General features: G+C 41.4%; 18 protein-coding genes, 2 tRNA genes and 1 pseudogene. 14 read left to right on the top strand and 7 right to left on the bottom strand.

Annotation, left to right across the window (positions count from 1 at the left end; translation table 11 throughout):
* Positions 1–303: 303 nt before the first annotated feature.
* A complete protein-coding gene (locus WKT12_RS13505; RefSeq protein WP_340320001.1) occupies positions 304–1,134 on the bottom strand; it encodes a hypothetical protein in 831 nt (276 codons plus the stop codon).
* A 188-nt stretch (positions 1,135–1,322) separates the two neighbouring features.
* On the opposite strand from WKT12_RS13505, the gene WKT12_RS13500 reads away from it, so the two are divergent.
* The 11 genes from WKT12_RS13500 (at position 1,323) to WKT12_RS13450 (ending at position 9,919) form a co-directional block, all read left to right on the top strand.
* Positions 1,323–1,616, top strand: a complete 294-nt coding sequence (locus tag WKT12_RS13500) for a hypothetical protein (RefSeq protein ID WP_340320000.1) — start codon at positions 1,323–1,325, stop codon at positions 1,614–1,616.
* Entirely contained in the window at positions 1,600–1,992 is a 393-nt protein-coding gene (locus WKT12_RS13495; RefSeq protein ID WP_317339778.1) for a hypothetical protein, read from the top strand. The genes WKT12_RS13500 and WKT12_RS13495 overlap by 17 nt, the downstream gene beginning before the upstream one ends.
* A 22-nt stretch (positions 1,993–2,014) precedes the next feature.
* Positions 2,015–2,428 carry a structural protein P5 gene (locus WKT12_RS13490; protein ID WP_340319999.1) on the top strand — a complete coding sequence of 138 codons (414 nt, stop codon included), beginning with the start codon at positions 2,015–2,017 and terminating at the stop codon, positions 2,426–2,428.
* On the top strand, positions 2,425–2,895 hold the full coding sequence (locus tag WKT12_RS13485) for a hypothetical protein (protein ID WP_340319998.1): 471 nt from the start codon (positions 2,425–2,427) through the stop codon (positions 2,893–2,895). The genes WKT12_RS13490 and WKT12_RS13485 overlap by 4 nt, the downstream gene beginning before the upstream one ends.
* A gap of 1 nt (position 2,896) precedes the next feature.
* Positions 2,897–6,220 (top strand): phage tail tape measure protein, encoded by a 3,324-nt coding sequence (locus WKT12_RS13480; RefSeq protein WP_340319997.1) that lies wholly within the window; start codon positions 2,897–2,899, stop codon positions 6,218–6,220.
* Positions 6,217–7,947: a hypothetical protein gene (locus tag WKT12_RS13475; RefSeq protein WP_340319996.1), complete on the top strand. Its 1,731-nt coding sequence runs from the start codon at positions 6,217–6,219 to the stop codon at positions 7,945–7,947. The genes WKT12_RS13480 and WKT12_RS13475 overlap by 4 nt, the downstream gene beginning before the upstream one ends.
* A gap of 210 nt (positions 7,948–8,157) precedes the next feature.
* Entirely contained in the window at positions 8,158–8,511 is a 354-nt protein-coding gene (locus tag WKT12_RS13470; RefSeq protein WP_340319995.1) for a hypothetical protein, read from the top strand.
* On the top strand, positions 8,504–8,935 hold the full coding sequence (locus WKT12_RS13465) for a DUF2335 domain-containing protein (protein WP_340319994.1): 432 nt from the start codon (positions 8,504–8,506) through the stop codon (positions 8,933–8,935). Before WKT12_RS13470 ends, WKT12_RS13465 begins: the two co-directional genes overlap by 8 nt.
* Before the next feature lie 306 nt (positions 8,936–9,241).
* Positions 9,242–9,496, top strand: a complete 255-nt coding sequence (locus WKT12_RS13460) for a hypothetical protein (protein ID WP_340319993.1) — start codon at positions 9,242–9,244, stop codon at positions 9,494–9,496.
* Positions 9,496–9,690: a hypothetical protein gene (locus WKT12_RS13455; RefSeq protein WP_340319992.1), complete on the top strand. Its 195-nt coding sequence runs from the start codon at positions 9,496–9,498 to the stop codon at positions 9,688–9,690. The genes WKT12_RS13460 and WKT12_RS13455 overlap by 1 nt, the downstream gene beginning before the upstream one ends.
* Complete coding sequence (locus WKT12_RS13450; RefSeq protein WP_072529767.1) at positions 9,680–9,919, top strand: hypothetical protein; 240 nt, start codon at positions 9,680–9,682, stop codon at positions 9,917–9,919. Before WKT12_RS13455 ends, WKT12_RS13450 begins: the two co-directional genes overlap by 11 nt.
* Positions 9,920–10,007: 88 nt before the next feature.
* Here WKT12_RS13450 and WKT12_RS13445 read toward each other — a convergent pair whose 3' ends face one another.
* The 6 genes from WKT12_RS13445 to WKT12_RS13420 all read right to left on the bottom strand — a co-directional run bounded on the left by WKT12_RS13445 (position 10,008) and on the right by WKT12_RS13420 (position 14,784).
* Positions 10,008–11,051 carry a tyrosine-type recombinase/integrase gene (locus tag WKT12_RS13445; protein ID WP_340319991.1) on the bottom strand — a complete coding sequence of 348 codons (1,044 nt, stop codon included), beginning with the start codon at positions 11,049–11,051 and terminating at the stop codon, positions 10,008–10,010.
* Between the two features lie 252 nt (positions 11,052–11,303).
* Positions 11,304–11,376: transfer RNA gene (locus WKT12_RS13440), tRNA-Trp, on the bottom strand.
* 73 nt (positions 11,377–11,449) lie between these two features.
* The gene (locus WKT12_RS13435; protein WP_340319990.1) at positions 11,450–12,043 is read right to left on the bottom strand and encodes a uracil-DNA glycosylase family protein; all 594 of its coding nucleotides are present in this window, start codon (positions 12,041–12,043) and stop codon (positions 11,450–11,452) included.
* 11 nt (positions 12,044–12,054) lie between these two features.
* A complete protein-coding gene (locus tag WKT12_RS13430; RefSeq protein WP_021971445.1) occupies positions 12,055–12,684 on the bottom strand; it encodes a hypothetical protein in 630 nt (209 codons plus the stop codon).
* A 56-nt stretch (positions 12,685–12,740) separates the two neighbouring features.
* Entirely contained in the window at positions 12,741–13,391 is a 651-nt protein-coding gene (locus tag WKT12_RS13425) for an RNA-binding domain-containing protein (RefSeq protein WP_340319988.1), read from the bottom strand.
* Between the two features lie 97 nt (positions 13,392–13,488).
* On the bottom strand, positions 13,489–14,784 hold the full coding sequence (locus WKT12_RS13420) for an L-cysteine desulfidase family protein (protein WP_340320002.1): 1,296 nt from the start codon (positions 14,782–14,784) through the stop codon (positions 13,489–13,491).
* Positions 14,785–14,978: 194 nt separating this feature from the next.
* Between WKT12_RS13420 and WKT12_RS13415 the strand changes: the two genes are divergently transcribed.
* The 3 genes and pseudogenes from WKT12_RS13415 to WKT12_RS13405 all read left to right on the top strand — a co-directional run bounded on the left by WKT12_RS13415 (position 14,979) and on the right by WKT12_RS13405 (position 20,093).
* Positions 14,979–15,063, top strand: a tRNA-Ser gene (locus WKT12_RS13415).
* A 273-nt stretch (positions 15,064–15,336) separates the two neighbouring features.
* Positions 15,337–16,374 (top strand): annotated as a pseudogene (locus tag WKT12_RS13410) (phage integrase SAM-like domain-containing protein); the annotation flags it as partial.
* A 749-nt stretch (positions 16,375–17,123) separates the two neighbouring features.
* Positions 17,124–20,093: a T9SS type A sorting domain-containing protein gene (locus WKT12_RS13405; RefSeq protein WP_340319987.1), complete on the top strand. Its 2,970-nt coding sequence runs from the start codon at positions 17,124–17,126 to the stop codon at positions 20,091–20,093.
* Positions 20,094–20,106: the final 13 nt, after the last annotated feature.

Here is a 20,106-nt window from a genome sequence, read left to right as displayed (position 1 = left end):
ATTAGATATATAATATTATTGTGGTGCTTGTTTATGTTTCTCTATTTTCTATATATGATTATAAGAGAAGGACTGTGCAGAGTTGTCCGGTTATATTACATTGCCTATACTGGGTGGAATAAGAAAAGAAATGGTTATAGATACCCGGACTCCATTTTAGCACTAAAGAAGTTAAACTACATCTTTGCAAAATATACTTTGTATAGAATGCTCAGCTTGTAGAATTACTCGGTAAGTTTATTAGAAATATAAGTCATTATAATTGTACTGAAGCAATAAAAGATAGGGAAGACCCTATCTTTTTTATTTTCGAAGTTTTAATGTACTATTGTGAATAATGGCAGTAGGATTGTATTGTTTTATAAGAGATTCTACAATGATTCGATATCCTGGAGTTATACATGGAGGTAATGTTATTTCCATCTGTTTAAAAGCTTCATCACTAATTTCAACATCTATGTATTTTTTATCATTGGGCATAATATGTGAAATTGCTTCTGGATCAAATTGTTTTTGAATGTTTTCATTGATTAAGGGATGTGAGAGAGGAAGTAATTTTTTTGTGAATAACACGAATCGTGATTCTTTCTGGAATTCCCATTTTTTTTCTTTGTATTTCCCAAAATCCCAATAGTTTTCTATTCTTATATCACAGAGTCCTGTTTGTGAATTTTGTAACATATGTATGGAATTTTGATAAAATGATTTAACATCATTGATGTATGTTACATCTTTAAAGAAATCATGCCTTTCTTTATTAAAGATATTGGTAATTAAATATTCTCCATTATAGAGTAATTGTTCTTTTGTAAAAGGAGAGATCAATCTTTTACTGATACCGTGATTTGAACAAGAAAAAGGCTCAATAATATAATGATTAAATAGATCTTCTGGCATTGCAATTCTAATACCTTTGTCAATGGAAGAATACATTTTCCATAATGGGATGTTTTCTTCAGAGTCTCGAGTCCAGGATGAAGCATATATACTTTGAGCTAGAAAAATTGCTTCTTGAGGAAAAGCTTCGCACTCAAGCATATCGTCTAATAAATCCAAACGTGTAAATCTAATTTTGTGACTTGACAAAATTAATGCCAGAATTTCAATACTTGTATAATGATATATTTTAGACATATAATAACACTTTAATACCTGCAAATATAGTAATAATGAAAATACTTGTATACTTCATTATAAGCGACAATGATTAAGTTTCTGTTTTACCTGTTATATTTCATAAATAGAAATGACTCAATAAACCTTTTTTGTCTTTTTACTCATATATCAGGTTTCATACTTTTGGTTAACAAACAATCAAAAACATGACAATTTTTTCAAATCTTTTTGAGTGGCTGAAGATTAGTAACCGCCCAAAGCACGTCAAAGCAGGCATTATCATTTTCATCGTTTGGATTACTGTTGTACTGGCTTTAACATCTATGTCCATTTTGCAAGCTGCATTCACAGGCACTATGTGTGTATTTGTTGCAATGTGTTCTGTAGAATATATTCAAAAAAACATTGATGCAGAATGGGATTGGTTAGATGTCTTATCTGGTATTCTTTTCCCATTGATTGTGACTTTAATCATTTACCTGTATGGAGTTTTTAAATGAGATAGTCAATACGCTGAGTAGTATTCTTTCTTCAATATTTCTTCCATTAATTGGAGCACTGATGTTTTATGATGCACGGAGAAGAAAAGAAGAGGCGACCGCACATAAAGAAGAAGCTGCTGCTCGAAAAGCAGATACAGATAATATAACCAGTTATGCTGCTGAATGGAAGGAATTATATGAGAAAAAGGAAGCTAAGGTTCAGGAGCAGGATAATAAGATAGATCAGCTTTATGCAGAAAAGAATGAAGACCGGCAACGGATTCGGGAGCTGATGGAGAAGAATACAGCTCTGGAATTGGAAAATCAGAAGTTGACTGTAAAACGATGTGATGTGAGAGGATGTGGTAAAAGACAACCTCCTAATGATTATTAACTATAAATAAAATAAAGAATTTATGACAACACAACCACGAGGCTTGCGGAACAATAATCCAGGTAATATCCGCAATTCAGATGCTACCGACTGGCAGGGCGAAGTTCCTGCATCTAAGAAACGAGACAACACCTTCGAAGAATTCGAAGACATGGCACATGGTTATCGGGCTTTGATCAAGCTGCTACAGAACTACCGTCGTAAGTACGGATGTCAGACGATTGCAGACTTCATCAGCCGTTGGGCACCCAGAACCGAAAACAACACATCCGGATACATTTCTCGCGTATGCAAGGAAATGCAGGTACCGACTACCTACGTTCCGGATGTAGAGGATAAGGCAACCATGTGCGCTTTTGCAGCTGCTATCTCACAAGTTGAAAATGGTGTACCGGCTATTATGAAAGATGTTGAATCAGGCTGGGACTTATTATGAGAACATTCATTATTTCATTCTTTACAATTGTTTTTTGCTCGGTGTTTCTCGGTTGTAAGACTGGGAAACACCTTACTTCCGACAATCACACGCAGATCATCGTACATGATAAGCTGATACCGGTATTCAAGCCTGCGGATTCCGCATCCATCCGGGCTTTGTTGGAGTGTGATTCAAATGGCAGGGTTGTGCTTTCCTGGTTGGATATGGTACAGTCGGAAAACGCACGCCTCCGGTTCAAATTGGATTCTATGGGTAATCTGATGGCGGACTTTAAGGTTCCTTCAGATACAGTATTCATACCAGGTAAAGACAGTACAATTATCCAAAAGACCGTGCAAATGGTAGAGGTGGAGAAAGAACTTACGTCGTGGCAAAAATTCTGCGTGGTGTTCACTGTTGTAGGGCTGATTCTCATTGTGCTGTTCGCATTTTTCAAAGTTCGTTCAATCTTAATTAAAACATAATATGGCAATAGACCAGATAGCGACCGTAGAGGTCCGGGTAAATGGCGAGGAAGCCAAGCAGGAACTCAAGAATCTGGAGGCGATAGCATCCGGATTAAAAAAAGAACTGGCTGATGCTTACGAAGCTGGTGATACGTCTAAGATCAAACAGGTTACATCCGAGCTTCGTAAGACTGAAGCGCAGATTAAGACGTTGAAGAAAGATACTACGGCGCTTACTGAGGTGATGAACAACCTTGATAAAGCAACGCCGAAAGAACTTCGTGCTACTCTGACGGCCATTAATCGACAACTAAACAGTGGTTACATCAAGCGAGGATCTGCGGAATGGAAATACTATCAGCAGCAGGCTAAACTGGTGACGGCCGAACTCCAGAAGATCAAGACGGAGGTACAGGAAACCGAAAGTTGGATTTCTCGTTTCAATAACGGACTGACGAAGTGGGGCGGCTTACTGGCGACTGGTGCTGCTACACTCACTGGGGTTTCCATGGCATTGAATACCCTTCGTAATAACCGTGACTCTAAGGAATCCTCTCAGGCCGAGCTGAAAGCTTTGACCGGATTGGATGATTCATCTATTCAGTGGCTTACCGAACAGGCGGAGAAGCTGTCTACTACCATGGATGAATCTGGCTTACGTATCCGTCAGTCATCCGACGAGATTCTTCAGGCATATATGTTGATCGGCTCTAAGAAGCCGGAACTGCTAAAAGACAAAGAAGCTCTAAACGCCGTAACCATCGAAGCTATGCGTTTAGCGGCGGCTGCAAAAATCGACTTGAAGGATGCCGTTACCGCTACTACCGTTTCTCTGAATATGTATGGTGAATCAGCTGATCAGGCGGCGCGTTACGTGAACGTACTGGCTGCCGGATCTAAAGAGGGTGCAGCTGATGTATCGGCCCAGGCTGCCGCGATCAAGAATGCAGGTGTGGCTGCCTCCGGAGCTGGAGTAAGTATCGAACAGCTTGATGGTACAATCCAGATGCTGGCGGAGAAAGGGCTGGAGGCAGAGCCGGCCGGTACCGCACTTCGTAAGTTCTTCTTGGTATTGCAGACTGGGCCAGATGAAACGAATCCGAAAGTGGTTGGCTTACAGACTGCGCTCGAGAACCTGAATAAAAAGTCATTGTCAGCTGCACAGATCCAGACTATGTTCGGCGAAGAAGCCTACTCTGCCGCTACCATCTTGATAGATAATGCAGATAAGGTACGTCAATATACCGAAGCCGTGACGGATACCAATATCGCTATGGAACAGGCAGCTATCAACTCTGATACCAACGAAGCTAAGATGGCGCAGTACCGTAATAATATCAAGGAGGCAGGTATCGAGCTGATGGAGCGGCTTAATCCATCGTTGTCACTCCTGACCGGATGGACTACGAAGATCATCGTGGCTCTTCCAAAACTGATAGATTGGTTTATAAAGTACAAAGGAATTATCATTACATCAACTGCTGCTATAACTGCATATACAGTTACGGTAAACGCATCCACAATAGCTACCAAGCTGTACGAAACCTGGACAAAATTGGCAACAGTAGCAACACGAGGTTTCAATACGGTACTAAAGGCAAATCCTTTTGGATTAGCTGTAGCTGGTTTGACGGCTATTGCAACGGCTCTGATGACTTACGTGATTCCGAATACTCGGAAAGCCAAAGACGAGCAGAAATCATACAATGAAGAATTGGAGAAAATGACTAAAATTTCAGATTCGTTTGTTGATATAAATAAGCGTGCTGATAATTTAAGCAAATTGAATGATCGTCAGAAGCAGAATCTTAAAACGGACGCTCAAGAGGAGTTGGCTATTATAGAGGATAAACTTACAAAAGAAGAGATTGCTTACAACGAACAGTTTGAAAAAGAAAAAAAACGTATTCAGGAGCGTGACGATATAAATGCAACTACTAGAAAAGTTCTGCTGAAGGGACTTGATGGTAAATTCAAAGCGCAAAGACAAGCGATTGAAGCTTTGGCTAAACAAAGGACAGAACTTCAAAATATCATTGATAAAATTCCTGATATAGTAACTCCGGTTGTGGATTCAGACCCAAATCCAACTGAAGGCGGAAGCAATAGTTCTCCTGCGACAAAAGAAAATCCTCAGGTAACGGCAGAGAATAAACGGTACTACGATGAACTGGCAGACCTGAAGAAGTCGTACCTCGCCAGCGACGAGATGACGCAGCAGGAATATAGTCAGTTCATGGAAGATTTGGAGATGCGTCACCTCGAGAACATGCTGGCCATTGCCGGACTAGAACCAGAGAAACGGCAGCAGATCGAGCAGAAGATCCTCGAAGCACAAATTAAATTTAAGGACGAATGTACTCGACTGGAACAAGAAGAAACAGAAAAAATTTCAGAAGAAACTTTCACCAGGCTGGAGAAACAATATCAGCTGGAGATACAGGAAGCGACAAAGAGGCATTATGAATCTCTTTCTTCGGAAGAAGAATATTATCAGGAGTTGGCTGAAATCCAAAAGAGATATTATGATGCTGTTCTAAACTCTACCCGTGTGTCGGAAGAAAAAAAGGCTGCGATAAAGGATAAGATAGAAAAACAAAGTTTGACAGATACAGAGAAAAATCAAGAGGAATATAAAAGAAAGGTTCAAAAAGCTGTTGCACTAGCTCAAGAAATTGGTTCCGATTGGGGATCTACATTTGCGGAATTAGTTTCAGATTCAGAAGCGACGATGAAAGATTATATGAAGACATTGGTATCGCTGACTTTGGAAACACTGCAAAAAATAATGTTGGCCTCTATCGCAGAAAGACAAATGAAAAATATTGCAACTTTAGGGTTCATTGGACTATTTAAAGCTGGTGCTGAGATAGCTTTGATTACAGCAGCCTTCGAAACTGCAAAAGCAGCGATCAATGGCTTTGAAACGGGTGGTTACACCGGTACCGGTAGACATGATGAACCCAAAGGTATAGTCCATGCTGGCGAATTTGTCGCTAACCGTTATGCCGTGCAGAATCCGGCTGTTCGTCCGGTTCTGGACTTAATTGATCAGGCGCAACGGAACAATACTATCGGTAGCCTGACTGCAAAAGATGTTTCTGCGGTTTTATCGGGTGTTGCATCGACAACAAACAATACCTACTATCAGCAGAATGTACCTGCTGATAACGGAATGTCTGTTATTATGCTGAAGGCGGTAAAGGTTATTGATTTACTTAATAAGAGATTGGATGAACCGATCTATACATATACTCGGGCTACTGGCAAGATGGGAGTAAACGAAGCTCAGGATTTGGTGGCTCGTATGAAAAACAATGTATCAAGGAGGATTAAATTATGACCAGATTATTCATCGACGGCCAGGAGGTTGTGCTTTCCGAAAATTTTGAACTCGAATTGATAACAGAAAATCCGTATTTCACCCGCAATGGAGAATATACTTATGACATAGATATCGATTTGAGAGATCCTGGTAATCGGAGAATCTATCAGAATATCAACAGGTCTGATGTCACAAAAGGAATAAAGAACCGTAAGGCGACATTAATGTCAGGAGCCCTTGAAATAATATCAGGTGTGGAGGTTGTTCTTTCGATTGAAAACTATACCGCTAAAATTCAGATTGTAGCTGGTAATTCCCAGTTGAATTACGAAGGGGGTGATACGGATATACGAAGTATAGTTCTTGATGGGATTTCAATGACTTCGCAGCAGGCTATTGATACGTTATTCGGTAAATTCCCGGAAAACAACGTCGTATATTCGCCGGTGGTTAATTACACAGAATCGGACGGAAGTTTTTCGATATTAAACAACGTAGAGGTGGACGAAGATATATCCTTCACAGATGTAGAAAACATATCTCCTCAGTATTATCTGTTGTATGTGATAGAGAATTTGATAACGAAGTTAGGATTCACAAAGGGAGTAAATGAGCTGGAGAATGATCCTGTATGGAGTAGATTGTTTATCGTTAATCCCTATAAGGATTCAGTACTACAAGAACTGTTGCCTGACTGGACGATAAATGAGTTTATTGAGCAGATTGAATTATACCTTGACTGTATCATTGTTATAGATAAGGTAGATAAAAAATTCAATATAATCAGTTTAAATAAATATTTTGAAAATCAGGATATTGTTTATTTAGACGATGTTATTGATGACAGTACCGAAAAGACATACGACGTGGATACAAATTATGCGTTTGCATATACTTATGTATCTTATGATTTACCCAGCGATGAATATTACAATTACCTGAAATTGAAAGAGGGGGTAAGAGAGAATTGTTCTATCGTTTCCAGTCCTGAGTGGGATGATTTTAAAACCAAGTATGATCAGTATTATTCCGGCCCCTATATCTTACATTCAGAAGACTATGGGCTTGATTATGTTGTTACCGATTATTCTGTTTCTGGAGAAACCAAAAAAGGTCTGATAATCGTTGACCGATTCAAGGATGCAGGTAATTTAGATTCACGGGATAAAAGCTCATTCCAGATTGTACCTGTTGAAGTCGAAAAAATAGAAATACATAGTACTACTGGTGGACGCTACCTTATTGGTCCGGCTGTAAAAAAGTTAAGGGTGGATCCTGAAAGCACTGCCATCAATGATTTGATAAATAGTTCTGGCAATAATACAGATATCCCTGACAGGCTGTATGTCGGTATTTATTATGGTATACAAAAAGCATTAAATCGAGGCCCTAATGAATACCCAGGTGAGTATTGGGATAAAATGCCAATGGGTTCGAATGATAGATATTTCATTCAAAAGCCGACTACGCTTGGCGGTGATCAGAGTATTCTTACCTTGCCCGATTATACAATTACTCTGGATGGAGATAATGGTTTGTTTAATAGAGTCTATAAGAATAAACGTGAGATAGATACTTCAGTCGAATATACTTTTCAGTTTTTGACGAATAAAGTATATGATCTAAACAGGATTTTTGTCATACGCAATAAAAAATACTACTGTAAAGAAGTACACTATAAAATAACGCCTAAAGGTATGGATAAAATAGCAGAGGGCATTTTTTATCTTGCAGATTCTGAATAGAGTTTATATGTCTGTTTATCTTGGGCATTAAGTTTGTTTCTTTTACTGGGAAAGTTATATCCTAAAAGTTTATTTGTTATTGCTAATTATATCAGTGTAAAAGCTTGAAATCTAACTTATTCTTGGTGGTCTTATAATTGTGGATGTTACTTTTTAGAGGTGGAATAGTTTATTATCTTATGTGTTTTAGTTCTTATGTTAAATTATATAATGCAGGTAGGAGAGATATTGTTATTTATATCTAAGATATTAGACTTGCTATTGTATACTATAAAAATAATAATTACTTTTGCAATAAGAAGTGCTAAAATAGTATTAAAAAAAGGAGGTATCATGTGTGTAATTAAAGACGTTACTCGATTCATCGCGAATGGGGCAAAAGTTTTGCGTGATTCTTCCCGCGGTGAATACAAACAAGAATCTGAAATTATTTCCCAATTGAAGAAAGAACTTTTTATTGAATCTGATAAGATGGATGATAAATCCAAATTAAAGCAGGATAGAAAGAATATTGAAAAAGATGTAAGAGATGCTTGGGAAAAATTAAAACTAAGTAATGGCTAAACAACAAATTCAACAAAAAGAAACTGTCGTTGCAGGACAAGGTGGTGTAGGTCAGCAGTTGGAAAGAACTTATACCGTAGATGACAACAGTTTGCCTTCTCCCCAAGAATTAGCAGCCTATAAGGAAATAGATCCTCAAATTGTTACTTTCTTGATGGAAGCTTCCGTTAAGGAACAAAAACATCGACATGAGATGGATAAAGTAAAGTACGACCTAATTCGAAAGTCTGAATCAAGAACAGGAAGAATGAATTGGTGGGGTATGGCATTTGCTTTTTTATCTATTGTAGTAATTGTAGCTCTTGCTGCTTATGCTTTATATTTAGATAGACCTTGGTTTGCTGGAATATTAGGAGCAGGCACATTAGTTACAGTTGCTTCAATATTTATTAACAAAGAAAAGCCTGATACAAAGAAAAAATAATCTTATAAGAAAAAGCGGAAACCCAAAAAGTTTCCGCTTTTTCTTTTGTTATTCCAAAATAAATCCTCATATTTGTATCGATCTCCATTTTGTGTAGGCGACGATGGCTCGCCAAATATCTTTGCTGCGGGCATTTTTTATGTCCATAGCATTGTTTATAATACCCATAGGGTTCCGACCCCCGTGTGGAGCGTTAATGCGCCCACTGCCTGCACAAGGTGGAGATCAACGGGAAAGCGGAACCTTTTTTGTTTCCTTTCCCGTAATATTAACCAACATATTGTTTCATTTTAATTGATCTCCAAAATGAAAAATCAAATTGCATTGCCTGCAAGCCAGGCAAGAGAAAGCCGTATATCGTTATGGCTGAACCGTGAGAATTGTATCTTTTCCGCTCTTATGGAAGAGAGAGTATCAAACCGTCAGGCTGTGCTTGTTTCTCAAGTACTTGCTTCCTTCAGCATTCTTAGCTGTTCCTTTTTTATTCATTGGCTGGCTGCCGTTGCTTGCCTGTGCTGGTTTACCTGTTCCGTTCTGCTTTGTAAGAAAGGAGGTTTATAATGGATGACGATAAAACCAGCTTCAAGGTACAAAAGACGGCATATTATAACGAAAAAGGTCTGTTCATTGAAGAGTACCAGATATTCATGAATGGACGTGACTCTATAATGTGTCCTCGTGAAGATTTTGAGAGATTGTATAAAATTATGGGAATCGCATTGAGCGATAGAAAGGAGGCAGACCATGGCAAATAAAAAAGTAGAATTCGACAAATATATTCTTTATCGTTACTTCCAGGAATATCTTCCTGCCGATAAAGTTACAGATGATGTAATCTACAAAACTTCACAGCAGATCCAGGATGAACTGTCTGATATGGCAGAGATCAGCATTAACGATATCGCCAGGGCGATGGTGGATTTGGGCTATGAACTAACCATTTCCCCCGATGGCCGTCCGGCGTGGATCATGTTGCGCAAGTAGCTGTATATTTTTAGATGATTAGATACATTTTTTTATTTACATTTTATATTGGAGGCATGACATCGTGAGGGTGTTGTGCCTTTTGTTTTTAAAATTCCCCTTCAAAATGCTTGGTCTCTTCATGTACCGTCATATTGCTACCCTTCAGATACTTATTGGTTGTGGAGATATCCGCGTGGCGAGCCTGGTCACGGGCAATGACAATACCTTCAGCATTGGCCAGGTCACGTATTCCTGAATCTTTCAGGGAGTAGAATTGATAACTGTCTGGGAATCTCAGTTTTTCACGTACCTTATTAAAGTAATTTCTGTAAACTTTAGTGGTTACTTTATTTTTTGAGGGCTTGAAACCTTTACCGAACAGATAATAATTTCCAGGATTGCTGAAAACATCAAGATCAAGCATTGCTTTAATGAGTTTGTCATTCAGACCGACCATGCCGTCTTTGCGGTTCTTGCTGATGCTCGATGCGATGAATACCTTTTGTTCCTTCAAGTAGATGTCGGACAGCTTGATGTTGGTTATTTCGTCCGGACGGATAAAGGTATAATAAGCGAACTGGCATAAGAACAAAAAGTACGGATTCTCTTTCTTGAGGTATTTCTTCAGCTTTTGTATATCGGTAGACGATAGGGCAGACCGTTTTTTCTCCTCTTCCTGTAACATGCGGATATTCTCTACCGGATTCTTGATAAGGTACTGCTTTTCCATCATCCAGCTGCAAAGTGAAGACAGCCAGGTACGATAATTGTTTCGGGTTCTGGCTGATGAATCACGGTCGAGCAATACATAATCTAAGAAGTCTGATATAAAAGACTGGTCAATCTGGTATGCATATACGATTGCTGGGATGTGCTTCGCCGTGTATTCTTCAAATACTCGCAGGCGCTTCTCGTAATCCTTCAGAGTGTTCTCTTTGATGGTACCAGCCGCATATAGTTTTTCCAGATATATATGATACCTTTGGATAATATCTACATACGGGGTGTATTGCCTTGAGTTCTCGACATCCGCCCATGGGTTCCATCCGGAACGGAGTTTGATGTTAAGATTGGTGATGATTTCATTAGCTCGACGGCGGCGTTCGGTAACCTTAGGTATTCCATCGAGCATATACTTCTTTCTTTTCATTTTTTGCTCGACGGGATCGTAAGACTTGAAATCAATATACCATGTTTTACCAGTGTGAAGTTTGGGTTCAGTGTACGAAATGATGCTAAAAATCGATGCGCTTTTCTTTCTTGATGAAAACATTTTTTTATTACGTTTTTCGAGTTCGAAAGCGTAATACAGTTTGACATTCAGAAAATTCGTGTCCGAGATTTGTCCGACCTACAAACGAACAAAAGCTGCAACTTTTTGAGTTACAGCTTTTTATCTCGGCACGGGAAGAGAGGCTCGAACTCCCGACACTCGGTTTTGGAGACCGATGCTCTACCAACTGAGCTATTCCCGTGTTTGCGGTTGCAAAGGTACTATAAATTTTGATATCTGCAAATGCTTTTCGGTAAAAATATGGATGCTTTCTCTCATATTAGCCCTAAGTCTTTGAATATGAGTTGATAGGTTTCTGCCTTTTTTTCTATTTTCAGCGGATAGGCGCGGCTGGATGATGGCATTCGGTACAGATAAAGTATGCGATCTGCATATTCGAATGGAGATTTTCCACCTATGGGTGGTTCTGCTACCTCCAGTTGCTGCCGTAAAGTATCCGTAGCTTTTTGTCCTGTCGTCACAATGGCCCGACAGTTTGGAAGCTGTTTCAGCAGAAGATTTATATCAGTCGGCTCTACGATGTCCAGAAATTTATCAGAAGCATTGTCCTGCAAACGGCGTACGGCCGAAGCCGTATCGTATAGTGCAATACCTTTTTCATTCAGGAACTTTATAATGCGTTCCTTGTCGAACGATTTTTTGTCAGGATGCAGGAAATAATCTTTATCAGAAAAAAAGATTATTCCGAAAATGCGCCACATGTCGTTTTGCAGGTTAGGGTAGAAAAAATCCATACTCCAGCGCTTTTTTTGTGGAGGAAAGCTTCCCAGCATCAGCAATACAGCGTTTGCAGGCAGGAAAGGTTCCAGCGGGTGAGCTTCTACGGGAATAATCTTTTCAGTATTCATTGGGCGTCAAATCAGGCTTTAGGCTTGGGCTCTTTTTTAGCCAGCAAGACAATGTTGTACACATATTCTGTCATCCAGCTTTCCGAATAACCCAATGTATGCTGGTAAACACGGATGTTGCCGCAGGTTTTGCGTACGCCGTCATCCTTCCAGTTGGTTTTAGTCATGATGTCATGGATAGCCTTTTCCGTCATACCGCGCAACATTTTCTTAAATACTCCCGGCATACGGAATTTCCATTGCATCAGGTTGCCGATTACCATCATCAGGTCTTGGCTGAATCCCTGGAACATGAATAGATAGTTCTTGATGTCATTCACATTCTTGCAGTTCTTTTTAATGGAATTGTCTATTTCTTTGAAGAAAATGTCGTCCAGACCGTAAATATCGCTCAGCATCTTTTTACATTTGGAGCGTTCGGCTATTCCTAATTTATTGTTTTGGGTAGGAATCTTGAGGGTACGTTTAAATACTGCCATGTCGGGCAAGAAATTAATGTTGCTGATGCCCAGCTGTGCTGCCATGACCGACTGATAATATACGCGTATCAGCGTCATAAAATCTTCCATTCCTCCTACACGTACTGTTTCGTCGGTTTCTGAGGTTTGTTTCTTTCCGAATATTTTAGAAAATATACTCATAATAATATAAATTGTTTATTTGCGTACAAAGATAGGAAATCTTTTTGTTCGTTTTTTTATTCACTGTCTTTAAGCTGAAAATAAAATGTATGTTCCATGAAAAGTTGTTCTACCAGACCGAAGCGGATAAAGTCGGCAAGCAGGCGACTTATTTGTTTTCGGTTCATGTGAGTAAGTCGGCTGCATTGTCCTAAGGTGAGGGGAGCATGCTGTTGCAGAATAGTCAACACCTGCTGTTCTCGCTGGGTATATGTCATGACAACATCTTTTTCTGCACGGTCATGTTTCCAGATATTCAGGTGTATGGGATTGGCCAGAATGTTTTCATCTTTAATGCGGACATAGGCCCATGGATGATTTTCTTCATCCAGCGCATAGATTGGTTTCTGTCTGCTTTCGTTTACCTGTACTTCCAGTACATCTTTTCCTTCCACATGATAAATATGTGTGTCGAGTTGTACTTCCGGACGGCAGTATAAATTGGCAGCGGCTTCTATCATGTATATTTCTTCTTCCGATCGTACACCGGCTATTTTCCCGTTATCTTTCACTCCAACCAGCAGTCTGCCACCTTCGGTATTGGCAAAGGCAGATAAACTTTTGGCTATTTTTCTTGCGTCGGATATAGCAAATTTAAAATCCTGGTGTACATGTTCTCCTTCGGATATCAGCTTTTCTAAATATTGTATATTTGTATTTGTTTTCATAACGGCGCAAAGTAAATGAAAAACGGCTGTCTATTCGTAAAAAATCCGTTATCTTTTGCGAAAAACAGCCGTTTCTTTATCGTTTTTACATCGATGGTCAGTCACAATGTTTGTGAGTCATGATGTCGAGTACCATCTTGTCGGTTTCATTCATACCTTCCGAACCGATTTTGGTCAGGTTACGAATACTCTGATTTACGTTTTCTTCGATGATTCCTTCTACCGAAGTAACACATTTCTGTTCCATTGCCATGATGGCAGACATGACGGCAGTCGACACTCCACTGGTCAGTTTAAGTGCACAACTTGGTTTGGCACCGTCACAAATCATGCCGGTAAGTGTAGCAATCATGTTTTGTACGGCATACATTACCTGCTGATATCCTCCACCCATAAGGTAAGTAATACCGCAACTGCTTCCTGTTGCTGCAACAACACAGCCGCACAGCGCCGACAGGCGTCCCAGACTTTGTTTGATATAGATGGCAGTCAGGTGGCTGAGTATAAGAGCTCTTGTCAGTTCCTCTTCAGAGTTGTGATTATCTTCTGCATAAATTACGACCGGTAACGTAGCGGCTATACCCTGATTTCCACTGCCGGAGTTGCTCATTACCGGAATCATGGCACCTGCCATGCGGGCATCGCAGGCTGCCGAAGTGTACGATAAAATATGAGTGAAGGTATTATTGCCCATGATGTTCTTTTCAGTTTTGCTGTTTCTCAGCATTTTGCCCAGTTCATGACCATATTTTCCCTGAAAAGAACGTTCGGCTGCATTTTTATTCAGACGTTTTGCTTCGAGTATAAACTGTATTTCATCCAGTGGAGCAGTAGTGGCGAAATCGAAGACCTTGCGCAGGGTCAGTTCAACAGGAGCAGCTTGTGCTTCGGATGCCTGAGGAGTTCTTTTATCTAAAATGACATTCTGGTTACGGCTTACATATACAAAATTTGTGTGTCCTCCACTGATAATGGCTGTAGCCGAGTCATTGCCATGCGTACAAGTCGTTTCGATATACAATTTTTCTTCGATATTTTCTTTTAACGCGATGTCGATGCATTGCGAATCTATCATTTTTTTCCCTTCCTCTACTGCTGTCGGGTTACTGTCTTTCAGAACTTCCAGCTCGTATTCGGACTTACCAATCAGAGCTCCCAGCGCAATAGCGATAGGAAGACCAATCATGTCTGTTCCCGGAATGCCCACTCCCATGGCATTTTTCAGAATGTTGGCACTTAAAAGTACTTTGATATGCTCTGGACGGCAGCCAAGAGTTTCCGTAGCTTTGGCAACACATAAGGCAACTGCAATGGGTTCTGTACAGCCGATTGCCGGAACTACTTCTCTTTTTATCAGAGCAATGATTTGCTCTCTTTCTGGTTTTGTGATAATGCTTTCCATTCGGTCACGTATTTAATACTGATGAAATATTGCTATTATTATAGATTAATTGATATGCAAAAGTACATTTTTTAACGGAATAATAGGGCCTGAATTAAAAATATGTTATCAAAAATTTGCGTATTAAAAAATAATGCGTACCTTTGCAGCGCTTTAGAAATAAAGCACTCTTGCAAAAGAGTTTTGGAGAGGTGGCAGAGTGGTCGATTGCGGCGGTCTTGAAAACCGTTGTACTGCGAGGTACCCGGGGTTCGAATCCCTGTCTCTCCGCTGAACGTGCTGGACAGAAATGGTCAGCAAACGGACAAAAAGCTACAAATCAATGATTTGTGGCTTTTTTTATTGCCCGAAAGTCCTGCTTCCAAGACTTCAAAAGTACGGTAAAAGACAAAGTTTCGTTACTAAATCGTTACCTGTTCCCTGCCGGACAAAAACGGTAACGATTTGTCCATAAATGACCTGATAATGACTATATTAGTCCATAGTCTGCATAACTCGAAAACGAGAGGTAAAAACTAATTTTGCAACTAAAAATTTTGAGTTATGAAATCGACATTCAAGGTTCTTTTTTATTTGAAGAAAGGTTCTGAAAAGAAAAACGGCGAGGTTATGATTATGGCACGCATCACCATAGACGGCAAACTTTGCCAGTTCAGTACGAAACAGAGCATCCAGCCCGACAACTGGAGCATTGCTGCGGGCAAAGCCAAAGGCAGGGATGCCGGGAGGATAAACGCCCTTTTGGACGACATACGTTCTTCCCTGAATACCATTTACCACGAAATGCAGCGGCGTGACAACTACGTGACCGCCGAGAAAGTGAAGAACGAGTTTTTAGGTCATAGCGAGAGCCACGAAACAATCCTTTCATTGTTCCAAAAGCACAATGACGATGTGAAGCAGCTTGTGGGCATATCCAAGACGATAGCGACCTACCGCAAGTATGAAGTGACCCGCCGCCACCTCGCTGAATTTATCCAAAGCAAGTACAACGTATCGGACATATCCATAAAGGAGATAAGCCCGATGTTCATTACCGATTTTGAGTTGTATTTGCGTACCGCCTGCAAGTGCGGCTACAACACCACCGCCAAGTTCATGCAGTTCTTCAAGCGTATCATCATCATTGCCCGCAACAACGGCATACTGGTGGGCGACCCGTTCGCCAGCTACAAAATCCGGCTGGAGAAAGTGGACAGGGGTTATCTGACAGAGGACGAGATTAAAATTATCCTTAAAAAGAAAATGGTTTCCGAACGGCTGGAACACGTCAGGGACTTGTTCGTCTTTTCCTGTTTCTGCGGTCTGGCATACAGCGATGTCGCCAATTTGCGGCAGGAGAATATCCAAAAGTCCTTTGACGGCAACCTTTGGATAATCACCAAGCGGCAAAAGACGAATACGGACGTGAATGTTCCCCTGCTGGATATTCCCAAGATGATTTTGAAGAAGTACAAGGGCAAGTTGCCGGACGGCAAGATACTTCCCGTAATCAGCAATCAGAAGCTAAACGCCTACCTGAAAGAGATTGCCGATATATGCGGTATTAAAAAGAACCTGACATTCCATTGTTTGAGTCATAATAAAATCTTTTATTGATTGAATATCAACGAGTTAAGTGCTTCTAAGAATGTAACTGCTAACGATTTAGAAACGAGCTATATTCTTTTTCTTTCACAACCTTGCAATATACAAAGAACGCCTAGATGTGCGACAAAGATACGATATTTTTCTTAATATCCCATAATTTACAAGAAGAGAAATATAGAAATTAGGACTTTTTTACATGAAATCTCAAACTTGTGAACATAACCCCATCATAAAATGAATAGCAAGTATTCCTGCTGAGTTTATCAAATCAGGACCATTGTTGTTGATGACGACTCTACCATCAGCTCATATACACCTTTCCGACACAAGCATATCTTGTTTTCATTTGTACTCCGAGTGTGTACAGTTTCAAACCATGATTTACATTCTTATATAAGAAAGTGAAGCCGTGACCATTTGTGTATTTTTGCCAAACTAACTCCAGTACATACAACAGATGTAAAAGATTTCTGCAAAATCGACCGAAATCATAAGAAAAAAACACCAAATCAGCAAATTTCTTAAAGATTATATCTGTTTATTAAGATTATTTTTGTATATTTGCAGCATTATTTTGGTGGTAAAGCCTGTTGGCCTGCCACGTGACAATAGGACTTTACGGAGCAAGCCTATATCACAATTCTTCTCCGTAGTAGCAGTCCGTTCTCTCTCACTGGTCTCTCCCTGCGCGGCAGAGGCATACGTTTTTATATTTTTCAAACACTCCAAATTGACAGCGCATGAGAAAGTTTACTTCTTTGTTACTGTTAGGCTTCGCTCTCGGCAGTTTCGCACAAACGCCCGGAGGAGTCAGCGGAAGCGAACTGTGGTTCAAGACTGCGCCTTTGAACTCAGACCTGCAAGGTTATTACCGTTGGCAGGATTTCTCTGGGGATTCCATACGGCTGATGCTATTGGACAGCCGTGGCGTCAAGTCTGAACTTACTCTTCCGAACAGTTCAGTCCATTACTTCAACTTCAATCCGAGTCTCTGGCTCGCAGACGGATTCCGCAGCCTGAGTGCCAGCCTCAAGCACGGCAACCTCTCACAGGCTACCGTCATTGGTGTCTTTGCCCCCGAAATGGCGACCATTGGCAAAGACATGGTGCTTTATGCCCTTGATGGCCGCAAGGGCGACGGAGCCATTCTGAGCAAGGACAAAGCCGTAAGGGGTAGAGGTGTTGAACCACTGGACTATGGTTCAGCATCGGGTGAAGACCTGCTTTATCAACCAAGCGATTCTTTGTCCGAGAACGGTTTTAAGGAAAGCACTCTGCGAGTTGTTTCCTACTTCAAGGTAAGCAATCCTTCAACAACATTGTGGGGAGACAACTCCAACACCACATTATTCATCGGAACCCCTTCCACCTCTGGCAGTTTCGGTACGGATTTCCCGACCTCGCTCTTCGGTAATGCTTCCATCCGGGGATATGCCCCTGAGCTTATTGTTTTCAGCAGGATGCTGACACCTGACGAGCGCAGGAAGGTGGAAAGTTACTTGGCAGTGAAGTATGGCATCACCCTCAAAGGCTCATATCTTGACAGCGAAGGAAACTTGATTTGGGACTTGGCGGAGAACCAAGCCTATCATCATCGTGTGACAGCCGTTGGAAACGATATAGCAGGAAGTCTTTTACAACCGCTTTCCGCTACCTCGTATGAGGAAAGTCCGACTTATGCGGCATTGCAGGACAATGACACCTATTATGATGCCAACCCTTATAGTCTTTCATCTGCCTCACGTCTGCTTGTTATGGGACGTGAAAGCGGCAATCCGATGCCAGACAAGGGATATACATTTTGGGGTGATGATGATGCGTCACTTGCAACCTACACATCCCCGACAGATTCCCTGTGGCACATCATGAAACGTACATGGATGGTCAAGACCAATGTGCCGTCAACGTCTGACAGTACAATGACAAGATGGACTGCACAAGGATTTGAGGTTTCGAGGAATGGCTTTACCGACAACATCATTCAAGAGGAAGCCGCTTCTGGGGCTTATGCCATTACTCCTGCCTTTGTTGAGGGTGGCGGCGCATTGGAGTTTACCTGTCCTACAAGTCACCCGACTTTTGACGTTGGCTTTGGAAGCAATGGCGGTAATACTTGCAAGTACGGTTTCCGAATCTCCAACGCAGGGACTGTTTACCCAATCATCAATGGCACTGTATCAAATTCGTACATTGCCACGGATGTTGATGGAACGGACATCTCTATCCGCAAGGAAGGCAAAAACATCTATCTGCGTGTTGACGGAATAGGAAGTGCCACAAGAACCATATCCCTTTCGGATGCGGCAGAAACAGATACCAGCGTAGGCATTATCCGAACGGAAGGAACAGAAGCCGCATTGAATCTGACAGGTTTGAGGACTGGAGGTATTGACGATGTCGGTTATATGGCAGAGTTGAGCTATGACCTCACGCCAAACAAGGAATTCTCTGACTATTGCCGCAAGCGTACCGTCATGCTCATAGACCCAAGCGGTGAAGGTGATTTCAACATCAACAGCAATAGCAACATAAGATGCTCCAAGCCTGATATGACAAGGGGCAAGACCATATTCCGCAATATCCTATGGGATGCAGACGGAAGCGGAAGCGATGTGTTCACATTCGCCTATTATGACGGCATTTCCTATGATGCCACTCCTACGCCGTCAAGTTGCGAGAATGGAGTTCCACGCAATGACGGGTATATCGACATCGGCATCAACATCGGTACACCAGTCTATTCCTATGTGCTCAGCGTTGACACCGTTGCAGGAAAAGTAAAAGGAGAAACCATTGCCAGAGGAACATTCTTCGGTGACACGCATAGAATCACGAATCTTGCCCCCGGTGCCTATGCGCTGTCCGTATCACAAGGTGGAGGCAACGAGATTTATGCCACTGGCAACGCACTCTACACCTCATACTCGCATGACACCAGGACCTATCTGTCTGGCGACATCTCATGGACGGTGAACGATACAAAATCAAACTACCGTGTGGGATTGGAGCCAAGCCTCACGGACGAGATCACCCAATATGGCTTCGACGTGCGGGGCGACAAGGCGCATATCATAACCGGTGGATATACAAGCCTAACCAAATATGTCACCATCAAGCCTGGCGATGTGCTCAGCGTTACAGTCCGCAATATGCAGGTCACATACAAGTTGAACGGACAGACCGTGCACCATGAATATGTCTGGTCACTTCGTGCATGGCGGTTCTGCATCAAGTACGGAAAGGGCGAGACGCATATCACCGATCTTACCGTAAACGGTACGCCTGTAACCTCATTCACCACAAGGGGCAACGTGCAGATAGAAACACCCAAGAAGTGTACGACAACGATGACCGTCTATGTCGGCAGCGAGTGTGATGCAAGTATGCCTAACGGAACACAGGCAAGGGAGAACCATGTGGGCAGCTCGGACAGACAGGCAGACAATACCTTCATCTCTGGAGAAGACGAGAATTTCACTGTCAATGGCAACGGTTCTACTACAGGCATCTACGAGGCTAAACTCACACAGGACAAGCCTTCTGCAGCCACATTGATGGTGTTTGACGTATCAGGCAAACTGGTAGTGTCACGCCAAATGACAGGCGAAATCGTCAAGCAAGCCGACTTCAAGGTTCCCGCATCGGGTGTGTATGTCGTGAAGGCAATCTCCGAGAATGGGGAGCATACAAGGAAAATCTCAGTAAAGTAACTTAAAGGAAGAT

Origin of the sequence: Phocaeicola sp. HCN-6420, assembly GCF_037890145.1 — a bacterium.
Lineage (GTDB): Bacteria > Bacteroidota > Bacteroidia > Bacteroidales > Bacteroidaceae > Phocaeicola.
Note: the sequence above shows the minus strand (reverse complement) of the source record. Positions and strands in the feature narration are given on the sequence as shown.

Excerpts from the sequence above, each read along its gene's own strand:
- WKT12_RS13505 (WP_340320001.1), bottom strand. The coding sequence starts at position 1,134 with ATGTCTAAAATATATCATTATACAAGTATTGAAATTCTGGCATTAATT.
- WKT12_RS13500 (WP_340320000.1), top strand. The coding sequence starts at position 1,323 with ATGACAATTTTTTCAAATCTTTTTGAGTGGCTGAAGATTAGTAACCGC.
- WKT12_RS13495 (WP_317339778.1), top strand. The coding sequence starts at position 1,600 with ATGGAGTTTTTAAATGAGATAGTCAATACGCTGAGTAGTATTCTTTCT.
- WKT12_RS13490 (WP_340319999.1), top strand. The coding sequence starts at position 2,015 with ATGACAACACAACCACGAGGCTTGCGGAACAATAATCCAGGTAATATC.
- WKT12_RS13485 (WP_340319998.1), top strand. The coding sequence starts at position 2,425 with ATGAGAACATTCATTATTTCATTCTTTACAATTGTTTTTTGCTCGGTG.
- WKT12_RS13480 (WP_340319997.1), top strand. The coding sequence starts at position 2,897 with ATGGCAATAGACCAGATAGCGACCGTAGAGGTCCGGGTAAATGGCGAG.
- WKT12_RS13475 (WP_340319996.1), top strand. The coding sequence starts at position 6,217 with ATGACCAGATTATTCATCGACGGCCAGGAGGTTGTGCTTTCCGAAAAT.
- WKT12_RS13470 (WP_340319995.1), top strand. The coding sequence starts at position 8,158 with ATGCAGGTAGGAGAGATATTGTTATTTATATCTAAGATATTAGACTTG.
- WKT12_RS13465 (WP_340319994.1), top strand. The coding sequence starts at position 8,504 with ATGGCTAAACAACAAATTCAACAAAAAGAAACTGTCGTTGCAGGACAA.
- WKT12_RS13460 (WP_340319993.1), top strand. The coding sequence starts at position 9,242 with ATGAAAAATCAAATTGCATTGCCTGCAAGCCAGGCAAGAGAAAGCCGT.
- WKT12_RS13455 (WP_340319992.1), top strand. The coding sequence starts at position 9,496 with ATGGATGACGATAAAACCAGCTTCAAGGTACAAAAGACGGCATATTAT.
- WKT12_RS13450 (WP_072529767.1), top strand. The coding sequence starts at position 9,680 with ATGGCAAATAAAAAAGTAGAATTCGACAAATATATTCTTTATCGTTAC.
- WKT12_RS13445 (WP_340319991.1), bottom strand. The coding sequence starts at position 11,051 with ATGAAAAGAAAGAAGTATATGCTCGATGGAATACCTAAGGTTACCGAA.
- WKT12_RS13435 (WP_340319990.1), bottom strand. The coding sequence starts at position 12,043 with ATGAATACTGAAAAGATTATTCCCGTAGAAGCTCACCCGCTGGAACCT.
- WKT12_RS13430 (WP_021971445.1), bottom strand. The coding sequence starts at position 12,684 with ATGAGTATATTTTCTAAAATATTCGGAAAGAAACAAACCTCAGAAACC.
- WKT12_RS13425 (WP_340319988.1), bottom strand. The coding sequence starts at position 13,391 with ATGAAAACAAATACAAATATACAATATTTAGAAAAGCTGATATCCGAA.
- WKT12_RS13405 (WP_340319987.1), top strand. The coding sequence starts at position 17,124 with ATGAGAAAGTTTACTTCTTTGTTACTGTTAGGCTTCGCTCTCGGCAGT.